A 20904-nucleotide genomic window follows, 5' to 3' on the forward strand; every position below is an offset into this window, starting at 1 on the left:
CTCTGTTCAGCCCGTGCGCTCCGCCAGCCGGTCGAGAAACGCGGCCTGGGCCTTGACGATCACCTCGCGGGCACGGTCGGGGGTCAGCCAGGCCACCCGGTCCAGTTCCGGGAACTCCTGGATCCGGCCCGACCGCGGCGGCCACTCCATCACGAAGACGCCTGGTTCGATCGTGGCCGGGTCCAGGTCCGCCTCGATCGCCCACGCCGTCACGATCTTGCCGTTGGTCTGCCGGACCTCGCCCAGCCCGATCGCCTCGCCGTCCGGCGGCGGCAGGCCCAGCTCCTCCTGGAACTCGCGCCGGGCCGCCGCCCAGGCCGTCTCGTCGGGCTCGTACTCGCCCTTGGGGACGGTCCACGCACCCGCGTCCTTCTTCGCGAAGAACGGCCCGCCCATATGGCCGAGCAACACCTCAAGGCCCTCACCGGTATGCCGGAACAACAGCAGCCCGGCGCTTCGCTTCGGATCCGTCAACGCCGTACCTCCGGGTGGGCGGCCAGCAGGGTCTCCACCGTATCGGCCTCCTCCGGCCGTTTGTCCTCGCGGTAGCGGACCACCCGGGCGAAGCGCAGGGTGACGCCCGCCGGGTAGCGGGTGGATCGCTGCAGGCCGTCGTAGGCGATCTCGACGACGAGTTCGGGGCGTACGGTCACCACCCAGCCGTCGTCCGAGACCTCCAGCTCCTTGAGCCGGGCGGTCTGCCACTCCAGCAGCGCGTCGGTCAGGCCCTTGAACGTCTTGCCGAGCATGGCGAAGGTGCCGTCCGGGTTGCGGGCGCCGAGGTGGAGGTTGGACAGCCTGCCGGTGCGGCGGCCGTGGCCCCACTCGGCGGCCAGGACGACCAGGTCGAGGGCGTGCACCGGCTTGACCTTCAGCCAGGAGGCGCCCCGGCGGCCCGCGCTGTAGGGGGCGTCCAGGGCCTTGACGACCACGCCCTCGTGGCCGCGTTCCAAGGTGGCGGCGAGGAACTCCTCGGCGGTCGGCGTGTCCTCGGGCCCGGACACCGGAGTGCGGCGCACCCGCATCGGTTCGGGGACCAGGCGGGCCAGCTCCGCGTGCCGTTCGGCGAAGGGGAGGTCGAGCAGGTCGTGGCCGTCGACCGAGAGCGCGTCGAAGAAGACAGGGGAGACCGGGATCTCCCGTGCCGCCTTCGCCACGTCCGTCCGGGAGCCGACCCGGCCCGCCGTCTCCTGGAAGGAGCGGGGCCGGCCGTCCGCGTCGAAGGAGATCACCTCGCCGTCCAGGATGAACCGATCGCCCCTCAACTCCCGCGCAGCCGACGTCACTTCGGGAAGGCGGTCGGTGATGTCGTCCAGGGTGCGGGTGAAGATCCGTACCGTGTCGCCCTCCCGGTGGACCTGGACCCGGATGCCGTCCAGTTTCTCCTCGACCGCGCAGCCGCCCAGCTTCTGAACCGCCTCGGCCACCGAGGAGGCGGTGTGCGCCAGCATGGGCAGTACCGGGCGGCCGACGGTGAGCCGGAAGCGGTCCAGGGCCGACGGGCCGTCCGCCAGCAGCGCCTCGGCCACCGTCTGGAGGGACCCGGCGAGCATCACCGCCCGGCGGACGGCGGCCCCGTCCGCGCCGGTCGCCTGCGCGAGCCCCTCCACGGCCACCGCGTCCAGGGCGCCCTGCCGCACCTCGCCGGTGATCAGCCCCAGCAGGAATCGCTGTTCCTCCGCTGTCGCGGCGCCCATCAACTCGCCCACGATCCGGGCGCGTTCGGCCTGCGAACCGGGACCTGAGACCTTGCCGAGGTCGGTCAGCCGGGCGTCGACCTCGCGGACGGTGAGGGATGGCGCGACGGCCGGTGCGACGGGCCGGCTCAGCACCTTCCAGCCGACGCCGAGCCTGCCCTGCGGGAGCCGGCCGGCCAGGTAGGGGATGACGACCGGTACGTCGTCGGGGGCCGTCTCCCGGAAGAGCTCGGCGAGCAGGGCGGTCTTGCGGGACCTGGCCGCGGTGGCGGCGATCTCCCGGGACACTTCGGCGAGCCGGGTCAGCAGCATGCAGCCATGGTGCAACGGGTGCGCCCGGACTACACCCGCACGGCCGCGTCCAGGTCAGTGAAGAGCAGCTCGCCGTTGATCGCCGCGCCGGCCCGGTAGCCGCGGCTCGCCGCGTTGACCACCTGTTCGGCGAAGCCGCTCGCGTTGCCGGCCGCCCACAGCCCGGGCACGGTCGTCAGGCCCCGCTCGTCGGTCACCGGGTAGCTGCCGAAGGGGGTCTCCGCCAGCTCCGCGCCCAGCGCGACCAGCAGGCCGTTCTGCGGGACCGGGCGCGGGGCGACGAACAGCGCCTCGCGCGCGTGCACGCCCCCGTCGGCCAGTTGCACGCCCGTGAGCCGGTCGTCCTCGACGCGCAGCCCGGCCACCGCACCGGGCACCACCCGCACCCCGGCCGCGGCCAGCCGGCGCAGGTCCTCGTCGGTCAGTTCGGCCTCCTCGACCTGGTGCAGGAAGAGGATCACGTCCTTGGACCACTGGGTGACCATCAGCGCCTGATGCACACTCAGCGGGGTCGTGGCCAGCACGCCGAACGCCTGGTCGCGCACCTCCCAGCCGTGGCAGTACGGGCAGTGCACCACATCCCGGCCGAAGCGTTCGGTCACCCCGGGGACGGGCGGGAGCTCGTCCTTGAGGCCGGTGGCGACGACCAGGTGCCGGGACCGGACGGTACGGCCGCCCGCCAGTGACACCGCGAAGCCGTCCGAGTCGTCCTTGGCCACGCCCACCGCCCGGTCCCGGACCAGCTCCACGCCGTACCGGGCGATCTCCTCCCGGCCCACCGCCAGGAACTCCGCGGGCGGCATGCCGTCCCGGGACAGGAAGCCCTGCATGTGCGCCGCCGGGGCGTTGCGCGGCTCGCCCGCGTCGACGACCAGGGTGCGGCGCCGGGCCCGGCCCAGGACCAGTGCGGCGGACAGCCCGGCCGCGCCGCCGCCGACGACGACCACTTCGTACGTATCGGTCATGGTGACCACCTCCGCCGCCGAGGGTCGCCCGGACGCTGCCGGATTGACAAACGTCTTTGCCGAAACTGCAATGCAGGCATGACTACGGACGACGTCCTCGCAGGTGTGGGACCCCGGCTGCGCCGGCTCCGCAAGGAGCGGGAGGTCACCCTCGCCGCCCTCTCCGAGACCACCGGCATCTCGGTGAGCACCCTCTCCCGGCTGGAGTCCGGGCTGCGCAAGCCCAGCCTGGAGCTGCTGCTGCCGATCGCACAGGCCCACCAGGTGCCCCTGGACGAACTGGTCGGCGCCCCGCCGGCGGGCGACCCCCGGGTGCGGGCCAAGCCGATGGAGCGGTTCGGCCGCACCTTCCTGCCGCTCACCCGGCAGCCCGGCGGCCTGCAGGCGTTCAAGGTGGTCGAACCGAAGCGGAAACTCGAACCCGAACCGCGCACCCATGAGGGCTTCGAGTGGTTGTACGTGCTGTCCGGGAAGCTGCGGCTGGTGCTGGGCGAGCACGACGTCGTGCTGGGGCCGGGGGAGGCGGCCGAGTTCGACACCCGGGTGCCGCACTGGTTCGGGTCGACGGGGGAGGGGCCGGTGGAGTTCCTCAGCCTGTTCGGGCCGCAGGGGGAGCGGATGCACGTACGGGCGCGGCCGAAGAGGGCGTGACGAATCCGGCGTTCCCCGGGCGGCTGTTCCCTGGAGGGCAAGCGACCGCTTAGTATGCGATGGACCCCGGTCAGACGACGCAGTCGACGCAGTCCCGTGGAGGCACCGCATGCAGGCATGGCAAGTGCACGAGAACGGCGAGCCGAGCGAGGTGATGCGGCTCCAGGAGGTGGAGCTGCCCACGCCCGGCGACGGCCAGGTGCTGCTCAGGGTGCGTGCCGCCAACATCAACTTCCCCGATGTCCTGATGTGCCGGGGGCACTACCAGGTGCGCCCGCCGCTGCCGTTCACCCCCGGGGTGGAGATCTGCGGCGAGACCGAGGACGGCCGCCGGGTGCTCGCCAACCCCGCCCTGCCGTACGGCGGTTTCGCCGAGTACGCGGTCGCGGACGCCGCCGCGCTGCTGCCGGCCCCGGACGCGCTGGACGACTCCGAGGCCGCCGCGCTGCACATCGGCTACCAGACGGGCTGGTTCGGCCTGCACCGCCGGGCGGCCCTGCAGGCCGGCGAGACACTGCTCGTGCACGCCGCCGCCGGCGGGGTCGGCAGCGCGGCCGTCCAGCTCGGCAAGGCGGCCGGGGCGAGGGTGATCGGCGTGGTCGGCGGCGCCGACAAGGCCGCCGTGGCCCGCGAGCAGGGCTGCGACGTCGTCATCGACCGGCGCGCCGAGGACGTCGTCGCCGCCGTCAAGGAGGCGACCGGTGGCCGTGGTGCCGACGTGATCTACGACCCGGTCGGCGGCGAGGCCTACACCCAGTCCACCAAGGTGGTCGCCTTCGAGGGCCGGATCGTGGTCGTCGGCTTCGCCAGCGGCACCATCCCGAGCCCGGCGCTCAACCACGCCCTGGTGAAGAACTACTCCATCCAGGGCCTGCACTGGGGCCTGTACGCCACCAAGAACCCCAAGCTGATCCTGGACTGCCACCGGCAGCTCACCGAGCTGGCCGCCAAGGGCGCCATCAAGCCCCTGGTGAGCGAGCGGGTCCCGCTGTCCGGGGCCGCGGCGGCCGTGCAGCGGGTCGGTGACGGCGTCACCACCGGCCGGGTCACCGTCGTGCCGAAGGGAGCCGCAGCATGACCGACGCTGCCGAACTCACGCGCCGCACCGCCGAGTTGCTGGCCGCTCACCCGCCCGCCACCACCGAGAAGCCGGACTTCCTCAAGGCCCGGTTCGACGCGGGGCTGGCCTGGGTGCACTACCCGGAGGGTCTCGGCGGCCTCGGTGCCCCGCGCTCCCTCCAGGTCGTCGTGGACGCCGAGCTGGAGGCCGCCGGCGCCCCCGACAACGACTCGCGCCGCAACGGCATCGGGCTCGGCATGGCCGCGCCGACCATCCTCAAGTACGGCACGGAGGAGCAGAAGCAGCGCTTCCTGCGACCGCTGTGGATCGGCGAGGAGGTCTGGTGCCAGCTGTTCAGCGAGCCGGGCGCCGGCTCCGACCTGGCCGCGCTGGGCACCCGGGCCGTCCGCGAGGGCGACGACTGGGTCGTCAACGGGCAGAAGGTGTGGACCTCCGGCGCGCACAACTCCCGCTGGGCCATCCTCATCGCCCGCACCGACCCGGACGTGCCCAAGCACGCCGGCATCACCTACTTCATCTGCGACATGACCGATCCGGGCGTGGACGTCCGGCCGCTGCGGCAGGTCACCGGCGAGGCCGAGTTCAACGAGGTCTTCCTCACCGACGTCCGCATCCCCGACTCCCGCCGCCTCGGCGCGATCGGCGACGGCTGGCGGGTCGCGCAGACCACGCTGAACAACGAGCGCGTCGCCATCGGCGGCATGCGGCTGCCCCGCGAGGGCGGCATGATCGGCCCGGTCGCGAAGACCTGGCGCGAACGCCCCGGACTGCGCACCCACGACCTGCACCAGCGGCTGCTGAAGCTGTGGGTCGAGTCCGAGGTCGCCCGCCTCACCGCCGAACGGCTGCGCCAGCAGCTGGTCGCGGGCCAGCCCGGCCCCGAGGGCGCCGGCATGAAACTCGCCTTCGCCCGCCTCAACCAGGAGATCAGCGGCCTGGAGGTCGAACTCCGGGGCGAAGAAGGCCTGTTGTACGACGACTGGACCATGCGCCGACCCGAACTGGTCGACTTCACCGGCCGCGACGCCGGCTACCGCTACCTCCGCGCCAAGGGCAACAGCATCGAGGGCGGGACCAGCGAGGTCCTGCTGAACATCGTCGCCGAGCGCGTCCTGGGCCTGCCGGCCGAGCCGCGCACCGACAAGGACGTCGCCTGGAAGGACCTGGCCCGATGAGCACACAGCCCGACCTTTTGTACTCGGAGGAGGAAGAGGCGCTGCGGGCCGCGGTGCGGGATCTGCTCGCCGACCACTGCGACGCGCCGGGCGTCATCGCCCGCACCGAGTCGGACGTCCCGCACGACGCGGCCGCCTGGAGGGCCCTCACCGAGGGCATGGGGCTCGCCGGCCTGCTGGTACCGGAGAAGCTGGGCGGCCAGGGTGCCTCGCACCGCGAAGTCGCCGTCGTCCTGGAGGAGCTGGGGCGGGCGGTGGCGCCCGTGCCGTATCTGACCAGCGCCGTGGTGGCGACCGAGGCGCTGCTGGCCTGCGACGACGAGGAACTGCTCGGGAAGCTGGCGTCCGGGCGGACCGTCGGGGCGCTCGCCGTGGGGCTGCACGTCGCCCCGGGGGCCGCGTTCACCGCCGTACGCGTCGAGGACGGGCGCCTGCACGGTGAGCTGACCGGGATCGCGGACGCGGTCGCCGCGGACGTGCTGCTGGTGCCCGGTGACGACGGCGGGCTGTACGCGGTCGAGGCGGGCGCCGTGACCGTCACCCCGCAGGTGTCCTTCGACCTGACCCGGCCGCTCGCCACGGTGACCCTGGACGGGGCGGCGGGGCGCCGCGTGGGCGACGCGGAGCCCGCGGTACGGCGTGCGCTGCGGGCCGGGGCCGGGCTGCTGGCCGCCGAGCAGTTCGGCGTCGCCGAATGGGCGCTGACCGAGACCGTGCGGTACCTCAAGGAGCGCAAGCAGTTCAACCGGCCGGTGGGCGGGTTCCAGGCGGTCAAGCACCGGCTGGCGCAGCTGTGGCTGGAGGTGGTGAACCTTCGCGCGGCGGCGCGCGGTGCGGCCGACGCGCTGGCCTCCGGTGAGGACGCCGATGTGTCGGTGGCCGTTGCGCAGGCTTACGCGGGGCCGGTTGCCGTGCATGCGGCTGAGGAGGCGCTGCAGTTGCATGCAGGGATCGGGATGACCTGGGAACATCCGATCCATCTGTATCTGAAGCGGGCCAAGGCTGATTCGATCGCCTTTGGTACGGCGGGGGCGCATCGGGAGGCATTGGGCGCACTGGTCGATCTTCAGGCGCCCTGATTTTCGGTCTTCGGCTGCGGGTGCGTGGGGGCTGGTCGCGCAGTTCCCCGCGCCCCTTCGGGCGCGACATGAACCGTGGGTGGCAGTCCAGCCAAATCCCTGCGCAGATGCATCAATTGGGCTCTGTTCGAACGCATACTCCCTTCGGTCCCTCATGGCCCTACAAGGGAGGCAGAGCATCATGGCCCTCACCACCCGTCGCAGAGCCCTCACGACCCTCGGTGCCGCCCTCGCCGGTGCCGTCGTGCTGCCCGGCGCGCAAGCGTGGGCGGGCGGCGGTCACCGGAGCCGGCGGCCGCTGTGGCGTGCCCACGCCCACAACGACTACGAGCACACCCACCCCCTCCACGACGCCCTCGACCACCGTTTCGGCAGCGTCGAGGCCGACATCTTCCTCGTCGGCGACCAGCTCCTCATCGGGCACACCGCGGACGACCTGGACCCGAGCCGCACCCTGGAATCCCTCTACCTCGACCCGCTGGCCGCGATCGTCAAGGCCAACCACGGTTCGGTGTACCGGGGTTGGCGCAAGCCGCTGCAACTGCTGATCGACATCAAGACCGAGGGCTCCTCGACCTACCTGGAGCTTGACCGGCATCTGCAGCGCTACCCGCACCTGTTCACGACGTACCGCCACGGCCGGGTCGTCCCCGGTGCGGTCACCAACGTCATCTCCGGTGACCGCGCCGCCCGCACGCCGATGGCGGCACAGACCGTGCGCCGGGCCTTCTACGACGGCCGGCTCACCGACCTCGGCACCTCCGCGCCCGCCTCCTTCGTTCCGCTGATCAGCGACAACTGGCAGCTCAACTTCACCTGGCTCGGCGAGGGCGCCTTCCCCGACGCCGAGCGGCAGAAGCTGCGCGACATCATCGGCGAGGCGCACGCACACGGTCAGACGGTGCGCTTCTGGAACACCCCCGACGTGGCCGGCCCCGCCCGCGACGCGCTGTGGGGCGAGCTGTTCGCCGCCGGCATCGACTACTTCAACACCGACGACCTGGCCGGCCTGGAGGCCTTCCTGGACGCCCGCGCGACGTCGTAACACCACTCGAACGGGGGTCGTGTCAACCGCACGCGCCAACCCTCCGCTACGCCACACTTGCGGCCGAACGCCCCGAAACGGGCGTGGCGGAGGAGGTTCGCGATGGCCGTTTCCATCTCTGTGGTGCTGCTGCTCCTGTTGCTGGCCGTGATCTTCATGCGCCAGGGCGCGCTGAAGATCTCGCACGCCCTGGTCTGCATGCTGTTCGGGTTCTTTCTGGCCAGTACCAGCATGGCGCCGACCATCACCAGCGGGCTCACGGCGACCGCCGACCTGGTCAGCAGTCTGAAACCCTGAGCCACCCGCTCAGGGTTTCCAGAAGACCCCGATCCCGTTCGCCACGGCGCGCTCCGGGCTGTCGGTCGGGTGGTTGAGCACGCTCACCGTCGTCGCCCCCGCGGTGCGGGCCACCATCGTCGTGGAGCCGCCGCCGTCCAGGCTGAACGCGTCGACGGCTCCCAACTGCCGCATCTCGTCCGCTACTTCGGCGATGGTCATACCGCTGCGGTAGGCCACCGCACCGTCCAGCGCCAGCAGCAGAAGCCTGCGCCCGTCGTTCGCGTAGCCGACGGCCGTGCGCACGGCCGAGGCGGTGCCGTTCAGCCCGGCCAGCGGTCGGCCGTCGCGCAGCACCGGGTAGCCGCCGACCGCGAAGCGGTACGGGATCCGGGCGGCGGACGCCACCATGCGCTCGCGGACCGTGACCCGTTCGCCCTTGAAGAGGGTGCGCAGTTCGTCCGCGCCCGCTTCCCGGCCCAGCAGGACGGTCGTACCGGCGGGGATCGCACCGCTGCCCGGGGTGGCGGACGCGGCGACGACCTTGCCGGCGCGGATCCGCACCTCGTAGGTGTCCGTGCTGCACCCGGCGGCCCGGTCGCTGTCCGAGCCGCAGGTGGCACGCTTGCGGGAGGCCGAGCCCCAGGCGGCGGTGTAGGCGCCGACGGAGCCCTGCGCCAACGCGTACTGGTTGAGCCCTCGCAGCGCGAGGGTGGCGTCGCGGGTGCGGACCGTGCCGAAGAGCGTCAGCCGGTCGAGCCGGGCCCTGCGGTCCACGCCGACGCCGAAGACGTCGGTGGTGTCGGTGCCGGGCGGCAGCGCCGGGCCGAACCGCTGGGCCGTCGGAACCGCCGACTTGAGCACCCTGCCGTGCGCGATCGCCGGACCGACGCTCGCACCGGTCGCCTCGACGCCCGGGTGCTGGTTCTCGTTGATGTTGAAGAAGTCGCCGTTCACGCCCGCGACCGCGCCCGCCGTGTCCGCCATCGCGGACACCGGCGACCGTGCGGCCACCGCGCCCGGGGAGAGCAGGTCCACGCGGACGTGCGGGTCGGTCAGGTCGACGGTCAGCAGATGGGCGTGGACCGTGCCCTTGGCCGCCGGGACGTCGAACTGCCGGTAGGCGATGCCGGACGCGATGTGCCTGACGCCCGACACGGCGCCGGCCGGTGCCGCCCCCGCGAGGGCCGCACCGGCCAGCATGCCGGACGTGGTGAGAAGCGTGCACAGAGTTCGGGTCGTCGCTGCAAGTCGTCTCTGACGATGCGTCACCGCACCCCCTGATGTCTCGTCAAGTTCCTCAGGACTCCGGGGAAGTGCAGCAGACGAGAGTGACCGGCGGGGCTGCTAGGCGTCGACTACGCGAGAACGGGTGAGGAAACGCACCCCCTCGGGTGCCTCCAGGGAGAAGCCGCTCCCCCGTCCGGGTACCACGTCCACGATCAGCCGGGTGTGGCTCCACACCTCGTACTGGCTGCGGGACATCCAGAAGGTGACCGGCTGCTCGACGCCGTCCACCGCCAGCTCGGCCAGCAGCACGTCCGAGCCGCCGGTGCGGAACTCGCCGTCCGGATAGCACATGGGCGCGCTGCCGTCGCAGCAGCCGCCGGACTGGTGGAACATCAGCGGGCCGTGCTCGGCGTGCAGCCGGCGCACCAGTTCGGCGGCCTGCGGGGTGAGTTCGACGCGCGGCGGCGTCGCTGTCGGGTCGGCCATGGTCACCCTCCTGGGGCCGGGGCGGCGGACCCCTCAGTCTCACCGCTGTGTCACCGGCGCGTCCAGAACCGGGCGTTGGTCTACTCGGTGCGCAGTGCCTTCGCCGTCCGGACGCGGGCCGCCCAGCCCGCCGGGAGCAGCGCGCCGAGGACCGCGATCGCCGTACCGCCGAGGGCGAGCAGCAGCAGTTCGGGCGTCCGGTAGACGTCGAGGACCACGTCGGGCAGGCGCAGTCCGGCGCTGTCGCCCATGGCGGGCATGACCGTGCGGTGCACGACCAGGCCCAGCGGGACGCCGAGCGCGCCGCCCGCGAGGCCGGGCAGCACCACCGAGGCGATCACCAGCGTCACCGTCTGGCGCGGTGTCATCCCGAGCGCCTTGTGGATGCCCAGGTCGCGGATGCGCTCATGGGTGTCGAGGACGACCCCGCCGAGCACCCCGAGTCCGGCCACCGCCACCAGGATCAGGGTGAGTGCGGCCGCCAGCGTGTCGAGGGCGACCACGCTGTCGCTGCCGTTGACCGACTTGGCGGCGGTGGCCGTGAAGCCGAGCGACTTCAGCGCCGCGTCGAGGCGATGCACGTACGCCTTCGGGTCGGTGCCGGGGGCGAGCCGTACGGCGCGGTCGGTGGGGTGCAGGTCCGGATCGGCGGTCCGGAGCGAGGCCAGGTCCGTGAACAGCCGCATGCCCTGCTCGCCGACGTCGAAGACCTCGCCGACGATCCGGGTCCGCACCGGCGAGCCGTTCACGGTGAGGGTGACCGTGTCGCCCACCCGGGCCCCGCTGGCGGTCAGGAACGGGGTCGCCACCACCGCCTCGCCCGCCGCCCGGATCCAGCGCCCCGACACCATGACGAACCCGCCCCAGGAGGCGTCACCGTCGTAGGCGATCACCGGCACCCTCTCCGTCACCCCGGTGACCTTGGCCTCCGTCTCGGCGCTGCCGTACTGGTCGCGGGTGCCCGGCTGGGCGGCGATCGCGGCCTGCACCGCGGTGGCCTGGGCGGCCGTCACCTGTTGAGCGCCCGGCCCGACGGGTACCGGGCGCTGCGTCCGCTCGGCGCTCACGGTCACGTCCGCCGCGTTGTGGTTCTTGGCCGTGATCACCTCCCCCAGGGACGCGGCCATCCCGACGGCGAAGGTGACCGCCGCCGTGCCGAAGACGACCGCCGCGACCATGGAGGCGGCCCGGGCCGGCCGGTGGAAGGGCCGCGCCAGCCCGAGGCCCACCGCCCGCGGCCCCGGCAGCCGTGCGGCCAACCGGGCGGCCACGCGGCCGCGGCCCGGTGCCGGGGTGCGGCCCACGGCCAGTGCGTCGACCGTGCGCAGCCGCCCCGCCCGCCAGGCGCTCACCCACGCCGTGCCCGCGACCACGCCCAGCACCCCGCCCGCGACGGCCAGATCGACGCCGGCGGAGACCCCGAGTCCGACCGAGCCGTACACGGCCGCGGTGTCCGCCAGCAGCGGCGCCGCGACCGCCTGCCCGCCGGCCACGCCCAGTCCGGTGCCGATCGCGGCCGGCCCGAGCGCCTGCGCGACGTAGGCGCGGACGACCTGCCCCGGAGTGCAGCCGACCGCCTTGAGGACGCCGATGCGACGCAGCCCGGTGCCCACCGCACCGGCGACCACGTTCCCGACGACCAGCGCCGACAGCACCAGGCCCAGCACCCCGAAGGCGACCAGGAACGGGACGTACAGAGCGGTGTCGCGGGTCGCGAACTGCCTTGTGGCGAGCCAGGACCGGGCGCTGGTGAGCGCTCCCTTCGGCGCGGCCGCCGCCACCGCCGCACGGTCCTTCGCGACTTGCGCGCCGGTGGCCGCGTGGGCGAAGCGGTACAGCATCTGATAGCCGGCGGGGCGGCCGGACCCGGTGAGTGCCGGGATCTGCGCGGGCACCACCCAGGCGTCGGCGGTACGGCTCACCGAGCGGGCCGTACCGACCACGGTGAGTGCCGGGCCGCCGGGCAGGCCGGGGAACTCCAGTGTCTCCCCGAGGTGTACGGGCGGGCCGTCCGAGTCCGCCGCGAGTACGATCTCGCCGGTCCGCCGTGGCCACCGGCCCTCGGTCAGCGTGACCCGGTCCACCGCCCCGCCGGGATGCGCGCGGCCGACGACCGACAAGGCGCCCGCGTGGTCCGGCGTGGCGGTCGCCGTCGGGAACGGGCCGGACGAATCCGTCACCCCCGGGGCGTGCGCGGAGGCGGCGAGTTGGGCCGTCGTGGCCCGGCGCGCGTCGAACTGCGCGGCGAGCTGGGCGCCTCGCTGGCGTGCGAAGGCCTGGTCGAAGGGCGCCCGGGAGGCCGCCAGCAGCGCACCGGCCAGCACGGACGCCGTCACCGCCAACAGGGTGGCCAGGGTGATGACGAGGGTCTGCGTACGGCGGCGGGTCATGCCCGACCGGACGACCCGGAGCAGCGCGCTCATCGGACCGCCTCCGTCGTGACGTCGGTGGTGATCCCGCCGTCGGCGAGACGGACCGTGCGCCGGGTGCAGGCCCGGGCCAGGTCGTGGTCGTGGGTGACCAGGACGAGGGTCTGGCCGTCGGAGTTGAGCTCCTTGAGGAGGCGGGCGACGTCGGCGCCGGATGCGGAGTCCAGGGCACCGGTCGGCTCGTCGGCCAGCAGCAGTGCCGGGCGGTTCATCAACGCCCGGGCCACGGCCACGCGTTGCCGTTGGCCGCCGGAGAGCCGACCGGGGTAGGCGGTCGCCTGCGCGGCGATGCCCAGGGATTCGAGCAGTTCACCGGCCCGGCGGACGGCCTCGCGGCGTCCCGTTCCGGCGAGTTGGGCCGGCAGCGCCACGTTGTCGGCGACGGTCAGGTCGTCCAGCAGGTTGAAGAACTGGAACACCATCCCGACCCGCGCCCGCCGGTAGCGGGCCGCGCCCGCCTCGCCCAACCCGTCCACCCGGACGCCGTCCACGGTCACCGTGCCCTCGTCCGGCCGGTCCAGGCCCGCGATCAGGTTCAGCAGCGTCGACTTCCCGCTGCCGGAAGGACCCAGCACGGCGACCGCCTCCCCGGGTGCCACGGTCAGGGTCACGTCCAGCAGCGCGGGCGGTCCGGCGTCGTAACGCCGGGTCACGTCCCGCAGTTCGATCAGCGGTGCCGTCATCGGTGGGCCTCCGTCCCTCGGTGGCCGCCGACGCTAGGGAACGGGCCCGGGCCGGCACGACGGGCGCCGGGGGTAATCGCCCTACCCCGCCGGAGGTATGGGGCGCCGGGTCATCCTTCAGATGTAGCCGGGGGAGGGATGCCCTGGGAGCGGTACGCGCCGAGAATGGGGCGATGACGACCACGCGGACGGGGGAGCCGATCCGGGAGCGGCAGCGGCTACGACTGCGCGCGCTGGCCGAGCCGAGCGGTGCCGTACCCGTGCCCACCGTGCGCGGCCGGCTCTTCGACGCGGCCCTCGCCCTGATCCTCCTGGTCTCCTCCCTCGACTACACGACCGGTGACCTCGACGACCAGGCCCACCGGCACAGCATGGCGGGGCTGGTCTGCCTGGTGTTCCTGGCCTCCGTGCCGCTCGTCTGGCGCCGCCGCTACCCGCTGGCCGCGCTGTGGATCGTGCTGATGGCGAACGCGCTCACTCCTGCCGACGTCAGCCGGCTCACCTTCTACGCCTGCGTCGTCGCCGCCTACAGCGCGGCCGCCTACAGCCCCTACCGGCCGGCGGCGACGGCCACGCTCGCGCTGGCCGTGCTCCTCACCTTCGTGATCGGGAAGTCGGTACCGCACACGCCCTTCGGCGTCGATCCGACCGTGCCCACCCAGTACGTGCCGCTGATGATCTCCGCGCCGCTGGTCGTGGCCACGGTCGGGCTGCGCAGCTGGAAGGTGCGGGCGGCCGAGAGCCGGCTGCGGCTGGCGGAGGTGGAGCGCCGGCAGGCCGAGGCGCTGCGCAGTGCCGTGGAGCACGAACGGGCCCGGATCGCCCGGGAGTTGCACGACGTCGTGACACACAATGTCAGCGTGATGGTCATCCAGGCCGGCGCCGCCCGTAAGATCATGGACAGTTCGCCCGAGCAGGCGCGCGAGGCGCTGCTCGCGGTGGAGGCGGGCGGCCGTACGGCGATGGGGGAGCTGCGGCAGGTGATGGGGCTGCTCACGATGGACGACCCGGAGGAGACGGAGCTGGAGCCGCAGCCGGGTCTGGAACGGCTCGGCCCCCTGATCGACCGGACCCGCGGCACCGGCACCCCCGTCGAGCTGTCGGTCTCCGGAACGGTCCGGCCGCTGCCCGGCGGGGTCGAGCTGACCGCCTACCGCGTCGTGCAGGAAGCGCTCACCAACACCCTGAAACACGCGGCCGGTTCGCGGGCGGACGTACGCGTCGACTACGCCGAGCACGAACTGCGCGTCGAGGTCACCGACTCCGGCGGCACCCCAGGACCGGCCGCCGCCACCGGCAACGGGCGCGGACTGGTCGGGCTGCGCGAACGGCTCGCCGTGCACGGCGGCACCCTGAGCAACGGGCCGCGTCCGCTGGGCGGTTACCGGATCCGCGCCCTGATACCCCTGGAGCGCGGGTGAGTTCGCCGACGGGTCCGCCGAGGGTCGTCGTCGCCGACGACCAGGCCCTGGTGCGCACCGGCTTCCGGCTGATCCTCGCCGCCGACGGCATCGAGGTCGTCGCCGAGGCCACGGACGGCAGCGAGGCGGTGGCCGCGGTACGGCGCACCCGGCCCGACGTCGTCCTGATGGACATCCGGATGCCCGAGCTGGACGGCCTGGAGGCGACCCGCCGGATCCTCGCCGCCCCCGACCCGCCGCGCATCCTCATGCTGACCACCTTCGACCTCGACCGGTACGTGTACGCGGCGCTGTCCGCCGGGGCCAGCGGCTTTCTGCTGAAGGACGTGACGCCCGAGCACCTCACGGCCGCCGTCCGCACGGTCCGGTCCGGTGACGCGCTGCTGGCGCCCGCCATCACCCGCCGCCTCGTCGAACGGTTCGCCCGGGCCGGTGCCGACACCGCCGCCCTGCACCGCGACCTCGCCCACCTCACCCCCCGCGAACTCGACGTCCTGCGGCTGCTCGCCCAGGGCCTGTCCAACGCCGAGATGGCCGCCCGCCTCCACCTCTCCGAGGCCACCGTCAAGACCCACGTCTCCCGTGTCCTCGGCAAACTCTCCCTGCGCGACCGCGCCCAGGCGGTAGTCGTCGCCTACGAGACGGGACTGGTCACTCCGGGCGCCCGTTGAGACAGGGCCCTGTCCGGCAGGGCAGCCGCGGCCCGGCGGCCGCCGCGGAACCGGGCGCGGCCGGGCGACTGCTCCCGCACCCCCGATGACCTGGGCAGCCGGCCCGCGTCTCTGGTGCTCATCTTCATATGTAGATACTGTCTCCGTATGAGACAGCCCTTCGTCACTCGTTTCTCCGTGTATCCGGTGGCAGGCCGGGACTCGATGCTGCTCAACCTCTCCGGTGCGCACGCCCCGTACTTCACCCGCAACGTCGTGGTCGTCGAGGACTCCGAGGGCCGTACGGGGCTCGGTGAGGTGCCCGGCGGGGAGGCGATCACCCGGACCCTGCGGGATGCCGGGCCGCTGGTCGTCGGCTCCCGGCTGGGCGACTACCAGCGGGTGCTGCGGGCCATGGGGGAGGAGTTCGCCGGGCGGGACGCCGGTGGCCGCGGGGAGCAGACCTACGACCTGCGCACCACCGTGCACGCCGTCACCGCCGTCGAGTCCGCCCTGCTCGACCTGCTCGGCCAGCACCTGGAGGTGCCCGTCGCCGCCCTGCTCGGCGACGGCAGGCAGCGCGACTCGGTACGCGTCCTCGGCTACCTCTTCTACGTCGGCGACCCCGACCGCACCGACCTGGACTACCTGCGCGAACCCGGTTCGGACGTGCCCTGGTACCGGATCCGCCGCGAGGCGGCCCTCACCCCGGAGTCGATCGTCCGGCAGGCCGAGGCGGCCTACGACCGCTACGGCTTCCGTGACTTCAAGCTCAAGGGCGGAGTCCTGGCGGGCGCCGAGGAGGTCAAGGCCGTACAGGCGCTGAAGCAACGCTTCCCCGAGGCCCGGATCACCCTCGACCCCAACGGCGCCTGGACCCTGCGCGAGGCCGTCGAGCTGTGCCGTCCGCTGCTGGGCACGCTCGCCTACGCCGAGGACCCCTGCGGGGCCGAGGGCGGCTACTCCGGGCGCGAGATCCTCGCCGAGTTCCGCCGGGCCACCGGGCTGCCCACCGCGACCAACATGATCGCCACCGACTGGCGGCAGCTCACCCACGCCCTCGCCCTGCAGTCGGTGTCGATCCCGCTCGCGGACCCGCACTTCTGGACCATGCGGGGGTCGGTGCGGGTGGCGCAGCTCTGCCACGAGACGGGGCTGACCTGGGGCTGCCACTCCAACAACCACTTCGACATCTCGCTGGCCATGATGGCCCACTGCGGTGCCGCGGCCCCCGGCGAGTACAACGCCCTGGACACGCACTGGATCTGGCAGGAGGGACAGGAGCGCCTCACCGTGGAACCGCCGAGGATCACCGGCGGCGAGGTCGCCGTCACCGATGCCCCCGGCCTCGGCGTCCGCCTCGACATGGACCGGCTGCTCGCGGCCCACGCCCTCCACGAGGAGCAGGGCCTCGGCGCGGGTCGGGACGACGCGGCCGGGATGCAGTACCTCGTGGAGGGCTGGAGCTTCGACGCCAAACGGCCCTGCCTGGTGCGGTGAGCCGTCAGGCGCCCCGCGTCGCCGGGACGACCTGCTCGGCCGAGGCCGTGGTGTGGCCGGCCGCCCTGAGCGTCCCTTGCTGCCGGGGCGTGCGCAGCAGGACCACCGCGACCAGGGCGGCCAGCAGCGTCAGACTGCCCGCCGTGATCAGGCACAGGCGCATTCCGTCCAGGAAGGAGTCGCCGAGCGCGCCCATCGTCTGCCCGGTCCGCGCGCCCAGGTCCAGCCCGGCGACCGCGCCCAGACCGTCCGCCTGCGCGACCGAGACGACCCGGTCCTGCGTCGCGCCGGTGACCCCCGCGTCGGTGAGGTGACCCGGCAGCGCGTCGAGGGCCCGGGTGGTGAGCAGCGCACCCAGGACGGCCGGGCCGAGGGCGCCGCCGACCTGCCGGAAGGCGTTGTTGCCCGCGGCGGCCATGCCGGCCAGGTGGTACGGCACGGAGGCCACCGCGGTCGCGGTCATCGGCGTCATCACGAAGCCCATCCCGACACCCAGCAGCGCGAGCCGCCAGGCCGCCGAGCCGAACGAGGTGTCGACGGCGAGACCGGTCAGCGCGAACTGGGCGGCGGCGACCAGCAGCAGACCGCCGGTGATCATCACCCGTGCCGATATCCGGTGCATCAGCCGCCCGGCCGGCCCGCCGACCAGCAGGGCCGCCCCGGTGACCGTCAGCAGCCGCCACGCCGCCGCCATGGTGTCGAGCCGCTGCACCATGCCGAAGTAGAGGCTGAGCACGAAGAAGAACCCGATGAGCGCCAGGAAGCTGGTCATCGCGACCAGCGTGGTGGCGGTGAAGGCGGGGCTGCGGAACAGGCTCAGGTCCAGCATCGGGCTGTCGCTGCGCCGCTCCGCCAGCACGAACCCGGCACCGGCGACCACGGCCGTGAACAGCGCCACCATCACCTTGACGTCGGTGAACGAGCCCGCTCCGCCCTCGATCACGCCGTACACCAGCGCGGTGACCGCGAGCGTGGCGGTGAGCTGGCCGGGCCAGTCCAGGCGGCGCCCGTGCGGTGCCCGCGAGTCGGGCAGCTGCCGGGCCGCGACGGCGACGGCCAGGAGTGCGACGGGAACGCTCGGCAGGTAGACCCAGCGCCAGGAGAAGTGCTGGACGACCACACCGGCGATCAGCGGACCGACGGCCAGGGCCGCCATCAGGCAGGTGGCCCAGACACCGATGAACTTGCCGCGCTCCCGGTGGTCCGGCACCGCATGGCTGATCAGCGCCAGCGTGGTCGGCAGCAGCGCGGCCGCGCCGACGCCGGCCAGGGCCTGTCCGGCCCAGACGACCTCGATCGAGTGCGCGCACAGGGCGGTGACCGCGCCCGCCGCCGAGAACAGCAGGCCCGCCTGGAACACCTTCTTGCGCCCGTGGACGTCCCCGAAGACGCCCGCGGTCAGGATGAACGCGGCCATCGGCAGCACGAACGCGTCCTGCACCCACGACAGCTGGGAGGTCGAGGCGTTCAGCGCGGCCTGCAGGGCGGGCAGGCTCACGGAGACGGTGGTGACCGGAAGATAGGCGACGAAGACGCCCAGGCAGGCCATCACGATGGTGGCCGCCCGTCGCTCGACCGGCCCGCTCGCCGGTGTCGTGACGTTCACGGAGATACTCCTTCGCGGCGCACCGCACCGCGGTCGAAGGCCACCGGCGTGTCCGGCGGCCTGTGTCGTACGGGTGTCCGAGGGGAAACCCGCCGCCACAGCATCCGGTCTGCACACCCGCAACCACCAACCAAGAGGCCCTCCGGCTGTCAAAACCTCCATCCCGCCCGTCTCCGCGTGACAGACTTCCGCCATGCTCGACATCGTGGACAGAAAGATCCTCCGTGCCCTGCAGTGCGCGCCCCGGCTGCCCTTCCGCCGGATCGGCGAGGTGGCCGGTGTCTCCGAGCAGACCGCGGCCCGCCGCTACCAGGCGCTGCGCCGCAGCGGCACGCTGCGCGTGCTGGGACTCGTCAACCCCCGGGTGTACGGCTCCGCGCAGTGGGTGGCCCGGGTCCGCTGCCGCCCGGACCGGGTCGGCCCGCTGGCCGACGCCCTGGCCCGGCGCCCCGACATCTCCTATGCCCATCTGGCATCGGGCGGTTCGGAGATCTTCTGCGTGATCCGCTCGCCGCTCGACACGGAGCGCGACGACGCCCTCTTCCGGCAGCTGCCGAGGTCCGCCTCGGTCCTGAACGTCAGCGTCGACCTGCTCCTGCACGAGTACGGCGCTCCCGGCACCGCAGAGTGGACCGGCTACGGGGACAGCCTCGACGCCGAGCAGGTACGGCTGCTCACGGCGGAACGGCCGCCGCCCGCCGCCGCGCCCCCGCCGCCTCCCGCGGAGGAGGACGCCCCGCTGCTCGACGCCCTCGCCGAGGACGGCCGTACCACCCACACCCGCCTTGCCGACCGCACCGGCTGGTCGTCGGCCCGGGTGGCTCGTCGGCTGGAGGCGCTGGAGAGCTCCGGCACCCTCGAATACGAGGTCGAACTGCTGCCGGAGCACCTGGGTTACCCCCTCAACGCCACCGTCTGGCTGCGGGTGGCCCCCGCCCATCTGGAGCGGGTCGGCGAGGAGTTCGCCCGCCACGAGGAGGTCCCGTTCGCCGGGGCCGTCACCGGCGAGTACAACCTGCTGGTCAGCGTCGTCGCCCGGGACCCCGACGACTTCTACCGCTACCTGACCACGCGCGTCGCCGCGACCTCGGGCATCGACGGCTACAGCGTCAGCATGCGGGCCCGCCCCCTCAAGAAGGCGGCATCCCTCATCTCCCGGGGCCGGCTGGTGCCGGCGGCGCCTGTCTGAGCGCTCCGCCGGAAGTGCCGCGATATGCCGTGTGTCGGCTGCGGCGCCGCCGTGGCTGGTCGCGCCCACGCGGCGGAGCCGGATACTGACACAGCCCCGCGCCCCTTACGGGGCGCTGCCGAACCGCAGCGGACTTTGCCGGACCCGCTCAGACGGAACTCACGGTGCTCTCGATGCCCCCGGCGGCCACGACCGACACGGGCAGCCGCCGTACCCCGTGCATCAAAAGGCCCGGTGCCCACTCCAGGTCGGCCTCGGCCACGGCCAGGCTCAGGCCCGCCACCCGTCGTACGAACGCGGTGACCGCGACCTCGGCCTCCATCCGGGCCAGCGGGGCGCCCAGGCAGTGGTGGACGCCGTGGCCGAAGGCGAGATGGCCGCCGGCCGGACGGTCCGGGCGGAAGGCGTCCGGGTCCTCGAACCGGGCCGGGTCACGGTCGGCCGCGGCCAGCGACACCAGCAGCATGTCGCCGCGCCGCACCGGCACCTCGCCCACCCGCAGGTCCTCGGTGGCGAAACGCTCGGTCGCCGTCAGCACCGGCCCGTCCAGCCGCAGGAACTCCTCGACCGCCCCCGGGATCAGCCCCGGATCTGCGCGCAGCGCCTTGAGGAGCTCCGGCTGCCGGGCGAGGCCGAGGAGCACCGCGCCGATCAGGTTCGCGGTCGTCTCGTACCCGGCGATCAGGAGCAGGAAGGCCATGCCGACCAGCTCCGGGTCGGTGAGCCGGTCGTCGCCGGTGTCAGTGGCCAGCGCGCTCAGCAGGTCCGGTCCGGGCTCGGCCCGCTTCCCGGCGATCAGCTCCGCCAGATACCCGCTCATCCATACGTAGGCCTCCACCCGGTCCGAACCGGCGACCGGGGCCACGATCTGCTCCGAGGCCCAGCGGAACCGGTCCCAGTCGCCCAGCGGCACACCGATCAGTTCGCAGATCACCGAGATGGGGACGCGGGCGGCGAAGCCGTCGACCAGGTCCGGCGCCTCCGCGGCCAGTACGTCGTCCGCCAGCCGGGACGCGATCTCCCGGGTCCGCGGCCGGAGCGCCTCGACCCGCTGCGGGGTGAAGGCACGCGCCACCACCTTGCGCAGCCGGGTGTGGTCGGGCGGGTCCATGGTCAGCATGTAGTCGACCCCGACCTCGTCCCGGACCCCGCTCATCAGCCAGCCGGGCTCAAGGCCTGCGCGCTCGCTGCGCTTGGACACCCGCGGATCGGTGAGCACCTGGCGTGCCGCCTCGTACCCCGTGACGAGCAACTGCGGTGGCGCACCGGCCGGTTCGCAGCGGTGCGCGGCCCCCGACTCCGTCAGCCGCCGCAGCACCGCGTGCGGGTCCGCCTGGAACGCGGACCCTTCCAGTACGGCCCGAAGTGCGGTGCCCTCGCCGCCCGGGGTGTGTGTGGTCATCGAGGTCTCCCGCTTGAACATATTGCT

The 20904-nt window shown here is 73.3% G+C and carries 19 protein-coding genes; 10 read left to right on the top strand and 9 right to left on the bottom strand.

The window, feature by feature from the left end; all coding sequences use genetic code 11:
* Positions 1-6 precede the first annotated feature (6 nt).
* Genes ACFWPS_RS29240 through ACFWPS_RS29250 form a run of 3 tightly spaced genes read right to left on the bottom strand, consistent with a single transcriptional unit; the run spans position 7 to position 2974 of the window.
* On the bottom strand, positions 7-474 hold the full coding sequence (locus ACFWPS_RS29240) for an NUDIX domain-containing protein (RefSeq protein WP_383709945.1): 468 nt from the start codon (positions 472-474) through the stop codon (positions 7-9).
* Positions 471-2009, bottom strand: coding sequence for an ATP-dependent DNA ligase (locus ACFWPS_RS29245; RefSeq protein WP_383709948.1), 1539 nt, complete (start codon positions 2007-2009; stop codon positions 471-473). The genes ACFWPS_RS29240 and ACFWPS_RS29245 overlap by 4 nt, the downstream gene beginning before the upstream one ends.
* 29 nt (positions 2010-2038) lie before the next feature.
* Entirely contained in the window at positions 2039-2974 is a 936-nt protein-coding gene (locus ACFWPS_RS29250; RefSeq protein WP_383709951.1) for an NAD(P)/FAD-dependent oxidoreductase, read from the bottom strand.
* 78 nt (positions 2975-3052) lie between these two features.
* Between ACFWPS_RS29250 and ACFWPS_RS29255 the strand changes: the two genes are divergently transcribed.
* From ACFWPS_RS29255 to ACFWPS_RS29280, 6 genes are all read left to right on the top strand, one after another.
* The gene (locus ACFWPS_RS29255) at positions 3053-3625 is read left to right on the top strand and encodes a helix-turn-helix domain-containing protein (protein WP_383709952.1); all 573 of its coding nucleotides are present in this window, start codon (positions 3053-3055) and stop codon (positions 3623-3625) included.
* Positions 3626-3734: 109 nt separating this feature from the next.
* Entirely contained in the window at positions 3735-4703 is a 969-nt protein-coding gene (locus ACFWPS_RS29260) for an NADPH:quinone oxidoreductase family protein (RefSeq protein ID WP_383709954.1), read from the top strand.
* Entirely contained in the window at positions 4700-5881 is a 1182-nt protein-coding gene (locus tag ACFWPS_RS29265; protein ID WP_383709956.1) for an acyl-CoA dehydrogenase family protein, read from the top strand. The genes ACFWPS_RS29260 and ACFWPS_RS29265 overlap by 4 nt, the downstream gene beginning before the upstream one ends.
* Positions 5878-6960, top strand: coding sequence for an acyl-CoA dehydrogenase family protein (locus ACFWPS_RS29270; protein ID WP_383709958.1), 1083 nt, complete (start codon positions 5878-5880; stop codon positions 6958-6960). The genes ACFWPS_RS29265 and ACFWPS_RS29270 overlap by 4 nt, the downstream gene beginning before the upstream one ends.
* Positions 6961-7141: 181 nt before the next feature.
* Positions 7142-8005, top strand: coding sequence for a phosphatidylinositol-specific phospholipase C/glycerophosphodiester phosphodiesterase family protein (locus ACFWPS_RS29275; RefSeq protein WP_383709960.1), 864 nt, complete (start codon positions 7142-7144; stop codon positions 8003-8005).
* Positions 8006-8107: 102 nt separating this feature from the next.
* Positions 8108-8302, top strand: coding sequence for a hypothetical protein (locus ACFWPS_RS29280; protein ID WP_089105410.1), 195 nt, complete (start codon positions 8108-8110; stop codon positions 8300-8302).
* Between the two features lie 9 nt (positions 8303-8311).
* Here ACFWPS_RS29280 and ACFWPS_RS29285 read toward each other — a convergent pair whose 3' ends face one another.
* The 4 genes from ACFWPS_RS29285 to ACFWPS_RS29300 all read right to left on the bottom strand — a co-directional run bounded on the left by ACFWPS_RS29285 (position 8312) and on the right by ACFWPS_RS29300 (position 13109).
* Complete coding sequence (locus ACFWPS_RS29285; RefSeq protein ID WP_383709963.1) at positions 8312-9484, bottom strand: phosphodiester glycosidase family protein; 1173 nt, start codon at positions 9482-9484, stop codon at positions 8312-8314.
* 144 nt (positions 9485-9628) lie between these two features.
* Positions 9629-9997 (bottom strand): DUF779 domain-containing protein, encoded by a 369-nt coding sequence (locus tag ACFWPS_RS29290; RefSeq protein ID WP_383709965.1) that lies wholly within the window; start codon positions 9995-9997, stop codon positions 9629-9631.
* A gap of 80 nt (positions 9998-10077) precedes the next feature.
* The gene (locus tag ACFWPS_RS29295) at positions 10078-12420 is read right to left on the bottom strand and encodes an FtsX-like permease family protein (protein ID WP_383709968.1); all 2343 of its coding nucleotides are present in this window, start codon (positions 12418-12420) and stop codon (positions 10078-10080) included.
* Positions 12417-13109 carry an ABC transporter ATP-binding protein gene (locus tag ACFWPS_RS29300; protein ID WP_383709970.1) on the bottom strand — a complete coding sequence of 231 codons (693 nt, stop codon included), beginning with the start codon at positions 13107-13109 and terminating at the stop codon, positions 12417-12419. Before ACFWPS_RS29300 ends, ACFWPS_RS29295 begins: the two co-directional genes overlap by 4 nt.
* A 173-nt stretch (positions 13110-13282) precedes the next feature.
* Here ACFWPS_RS29300 and ACFWPS_RS29305 point away from each other — a divergent pair, with 173 nt between their 5' ends.
* From ACFWPS_RS29305 to ACFWPS_RS29315, 3 genes are all read left to right on the top strand, one after another.
* Positions 13283-14530 carry a sensor histidine kinase gene (locus ACFWPS_RS29305; protein WP_383709972.1) on the top strand — a complete coding sequence of 416 codons (1248 nt, stop codon included), beginning with the start codon at positions 13283-13285 and terminating at the stop codon, positions 14528-14530.
* Positions 14527-15201 (top strand): response regulator, encoded by a 675-nt coding sequence (locus tag ACFWPS_RS29310; RefSeq protein ID WP_383709975.1) that lies wholly within the window; start codon positions 14527-14529, stop codon positions 15199-15201. Before ACFWPS_RS29305 ends, ACFWPS_RS29310 begins: the two co-directional genes overlap by 4 nt.
* Before the next feature lie 147 nt (positions 15202-15348).
* Positions 15349-16680 carry an enolase C-terminal domain-like protein gene (locus tag ACFWPS_RS29315; RefSeq protein WP_383709978.1) on the top strand — a complete coding sequence of 444 codons (1332 nt, stop codon included), beginning with the start codon at positions 15349-15351 and terminating at the stop codon, positions 16678-16680.
* A 4-nt stretch (positions 16681-16684) separates the two neighbouring features.
* On the opposite strand, the gene ACFWPS_RS29320 is transcribed toward ACFWPS_RS29315, so the two are convergent.
* Positions 16685-18286 (bottom strand): MFS transporter, encoded by a 1602-nt coding sequence (locus tag ACFWPS_RS29320; RefSeq protein WP_383709981.1) that lies wholly within the window; start codon positions 18284-18286, stop codon positions 16685-16687.
* A 193-nt stretch (positions 18287-18479) separates the two neighbouring features.
* Between ACFWPS_RS29320 and ACFWPS_RS29325 the strand changes: the two genes are divergently transcribed.
* Positions 18480-19475 (top strand): Lrp/AsnC family transcriptional regulator, encoded by a 996-nt coding sequence (locus tag ACFWPS_RS29325; RefSeq protein ID WP_383709984.1) that lies wholly within the window; start codon positions 18480-18482, stop codon positions 19473-19475.
* Positions 19476-19623: 148 nt separating this feature from the next.
* On the opposite strand, the gene ACFWPS_RS29330 is transcribed toward ACFWPS_RS29325, so the two are convergent.
* On the bottom strand, positions 19624-20877 hold the full coding sequence (locus ACFWPS_RS29330) for a cytochrome P450 (protein ID WP_383709986.1): 1254 nt from the start codon (positions 20875-20877) through the stop codon (positions 19624-19626).
* Positions 20878-20904: the final 27 nt, after the last annotated feature.

The sequence above is a fragment of the Streptomyces sp. NPDC058457 genome, assembly GCF_042720695.1.
Lineage (GTDB): Bacteria > Actinomycetota > Actinomycetes > Streptomycetales > Streptomycetaceae > Streptomyces.

Excerpts from the sequence above, each read along its gene's own strand:
- ACFWPS_RS29245 (WP_383709948.1), bottom strand. The coding sequence starts at position 2,009 with ATGCTGCTGACCCGGCTCGCCGAAGTGTCCCGGGAGATCGCCGCCACC.
- ACFWPS_RS29250 (WP_383709951.1), bottom strand. The coding sequence starts at position 2,974 with ATGACCGATACGTACGAAGTGGTCGTCGTCGGCGGCGGCGCGGCCGGG.
- ACFWPS_RS29255 (WP_383709952.1), top strand. The coding sequence starts at position 3,053 with ATGACTACGGACGACGTCCTCGCAGGTGTGGGACCCCGGCTGCGCCGG.
- ACFWPS_RS29260 (WP_383709954.1), top strand. The coding sequence starts at position 3,735 with ATGCAGGCATGGCAAGTGCACGAGAACGGCGAGCCGAGCGAGGTGATG.
- ACFWPS_RS29265 (WP_383709956.1), top strand. The coding sequence starts at position 4,700 with ATGACCGACGCTGCCGAACTCACGCGCCGCACCGCCGAGTTGCTGGCC.
- ACFWPS_RS29270 (WP_383709958.1), top strand. The coding sequence starts at position 5,878 with ATGAGCACACAGCCCGACCTTTTGTACTCGGAGGAGGAAGAGGCGCTG.
- ACFWPS_RS29275 (WP_383709960.1), top strand. The coding sequence starts at position 7,142 with ATGGCCCTCACCACCCGTCGCAGAGCCCTCACGACCCTCGGTGCCGCC.
- ACFWPS_RS29280 (WP_089105410.1), top strand. The coding sequence starts at position 8,108 with ATGGCCGTTTCCATCTCTGTGGTGCTGCTGCTCCTGTTGCTGGCCGTG.
- ACFWPS_RS29285 (WP_383709963.1), bottom strand. The coding sequence starts at position 9,484 with ATGCTGGCCGGTGCGGCCCTCGCGGGGGCGGCACCGGCCGGCGCCGTG.
- ACFWPS_RS29290 (WP_383709965.1), bottom strand. The coding sequence starts at position 9,997 with ATGGCCGACCCGACAGCGACGCCGCCGCGCGTCGAACTCACCCCGCAG.
- ACFWPS_RS29295 (WP_383709968.1), bottom strand. The coding sequence starts at position 12,420 with ATGAGCGCGCTGCTCCGGGTCGTCCGGTCGGGCATGACCCGCCGCCGT.
- ACFWPS_RS29300 (WP_383709970.1), bottom strand. The coding sequence starts at position 13,109 with ATGACGGCACCGCTGATCGAACTGCGGGACGTGACCCGGCGTTACGAC.
- ACFWPS_RS29305 (WP_383709972.1), top strand. The coding sequence starts at position 13,283 with ATGACGACCACGCGGACGGGGGAGCCGATCCGGGAGCGGCAGCGGCTA.
- ACFWPS_RS29315 (WP_383709978.1), top strand. The coding sequence starts at position 15,349 with ATGAGACAGCCCTTCGTCACTCGTTTCTCCGTGTATCCGGTGGCAGGC.
- ACFWPS_RS29325 (WP_383709984.1), top strand. The coding sequence starts at position 18,480 with ATGCTCGACATCGTGGACAGAAAGATCCTCCGTGCCCTGCAGTGCGCG.
- ACFWPS_RS29330 (WP_383709986.1), bottom strand. The coding sequence starts at position 20,877 with ATGACCACACACACCCCGGGCGGCGAGGGCACCGCACTTCGGGCCGTA.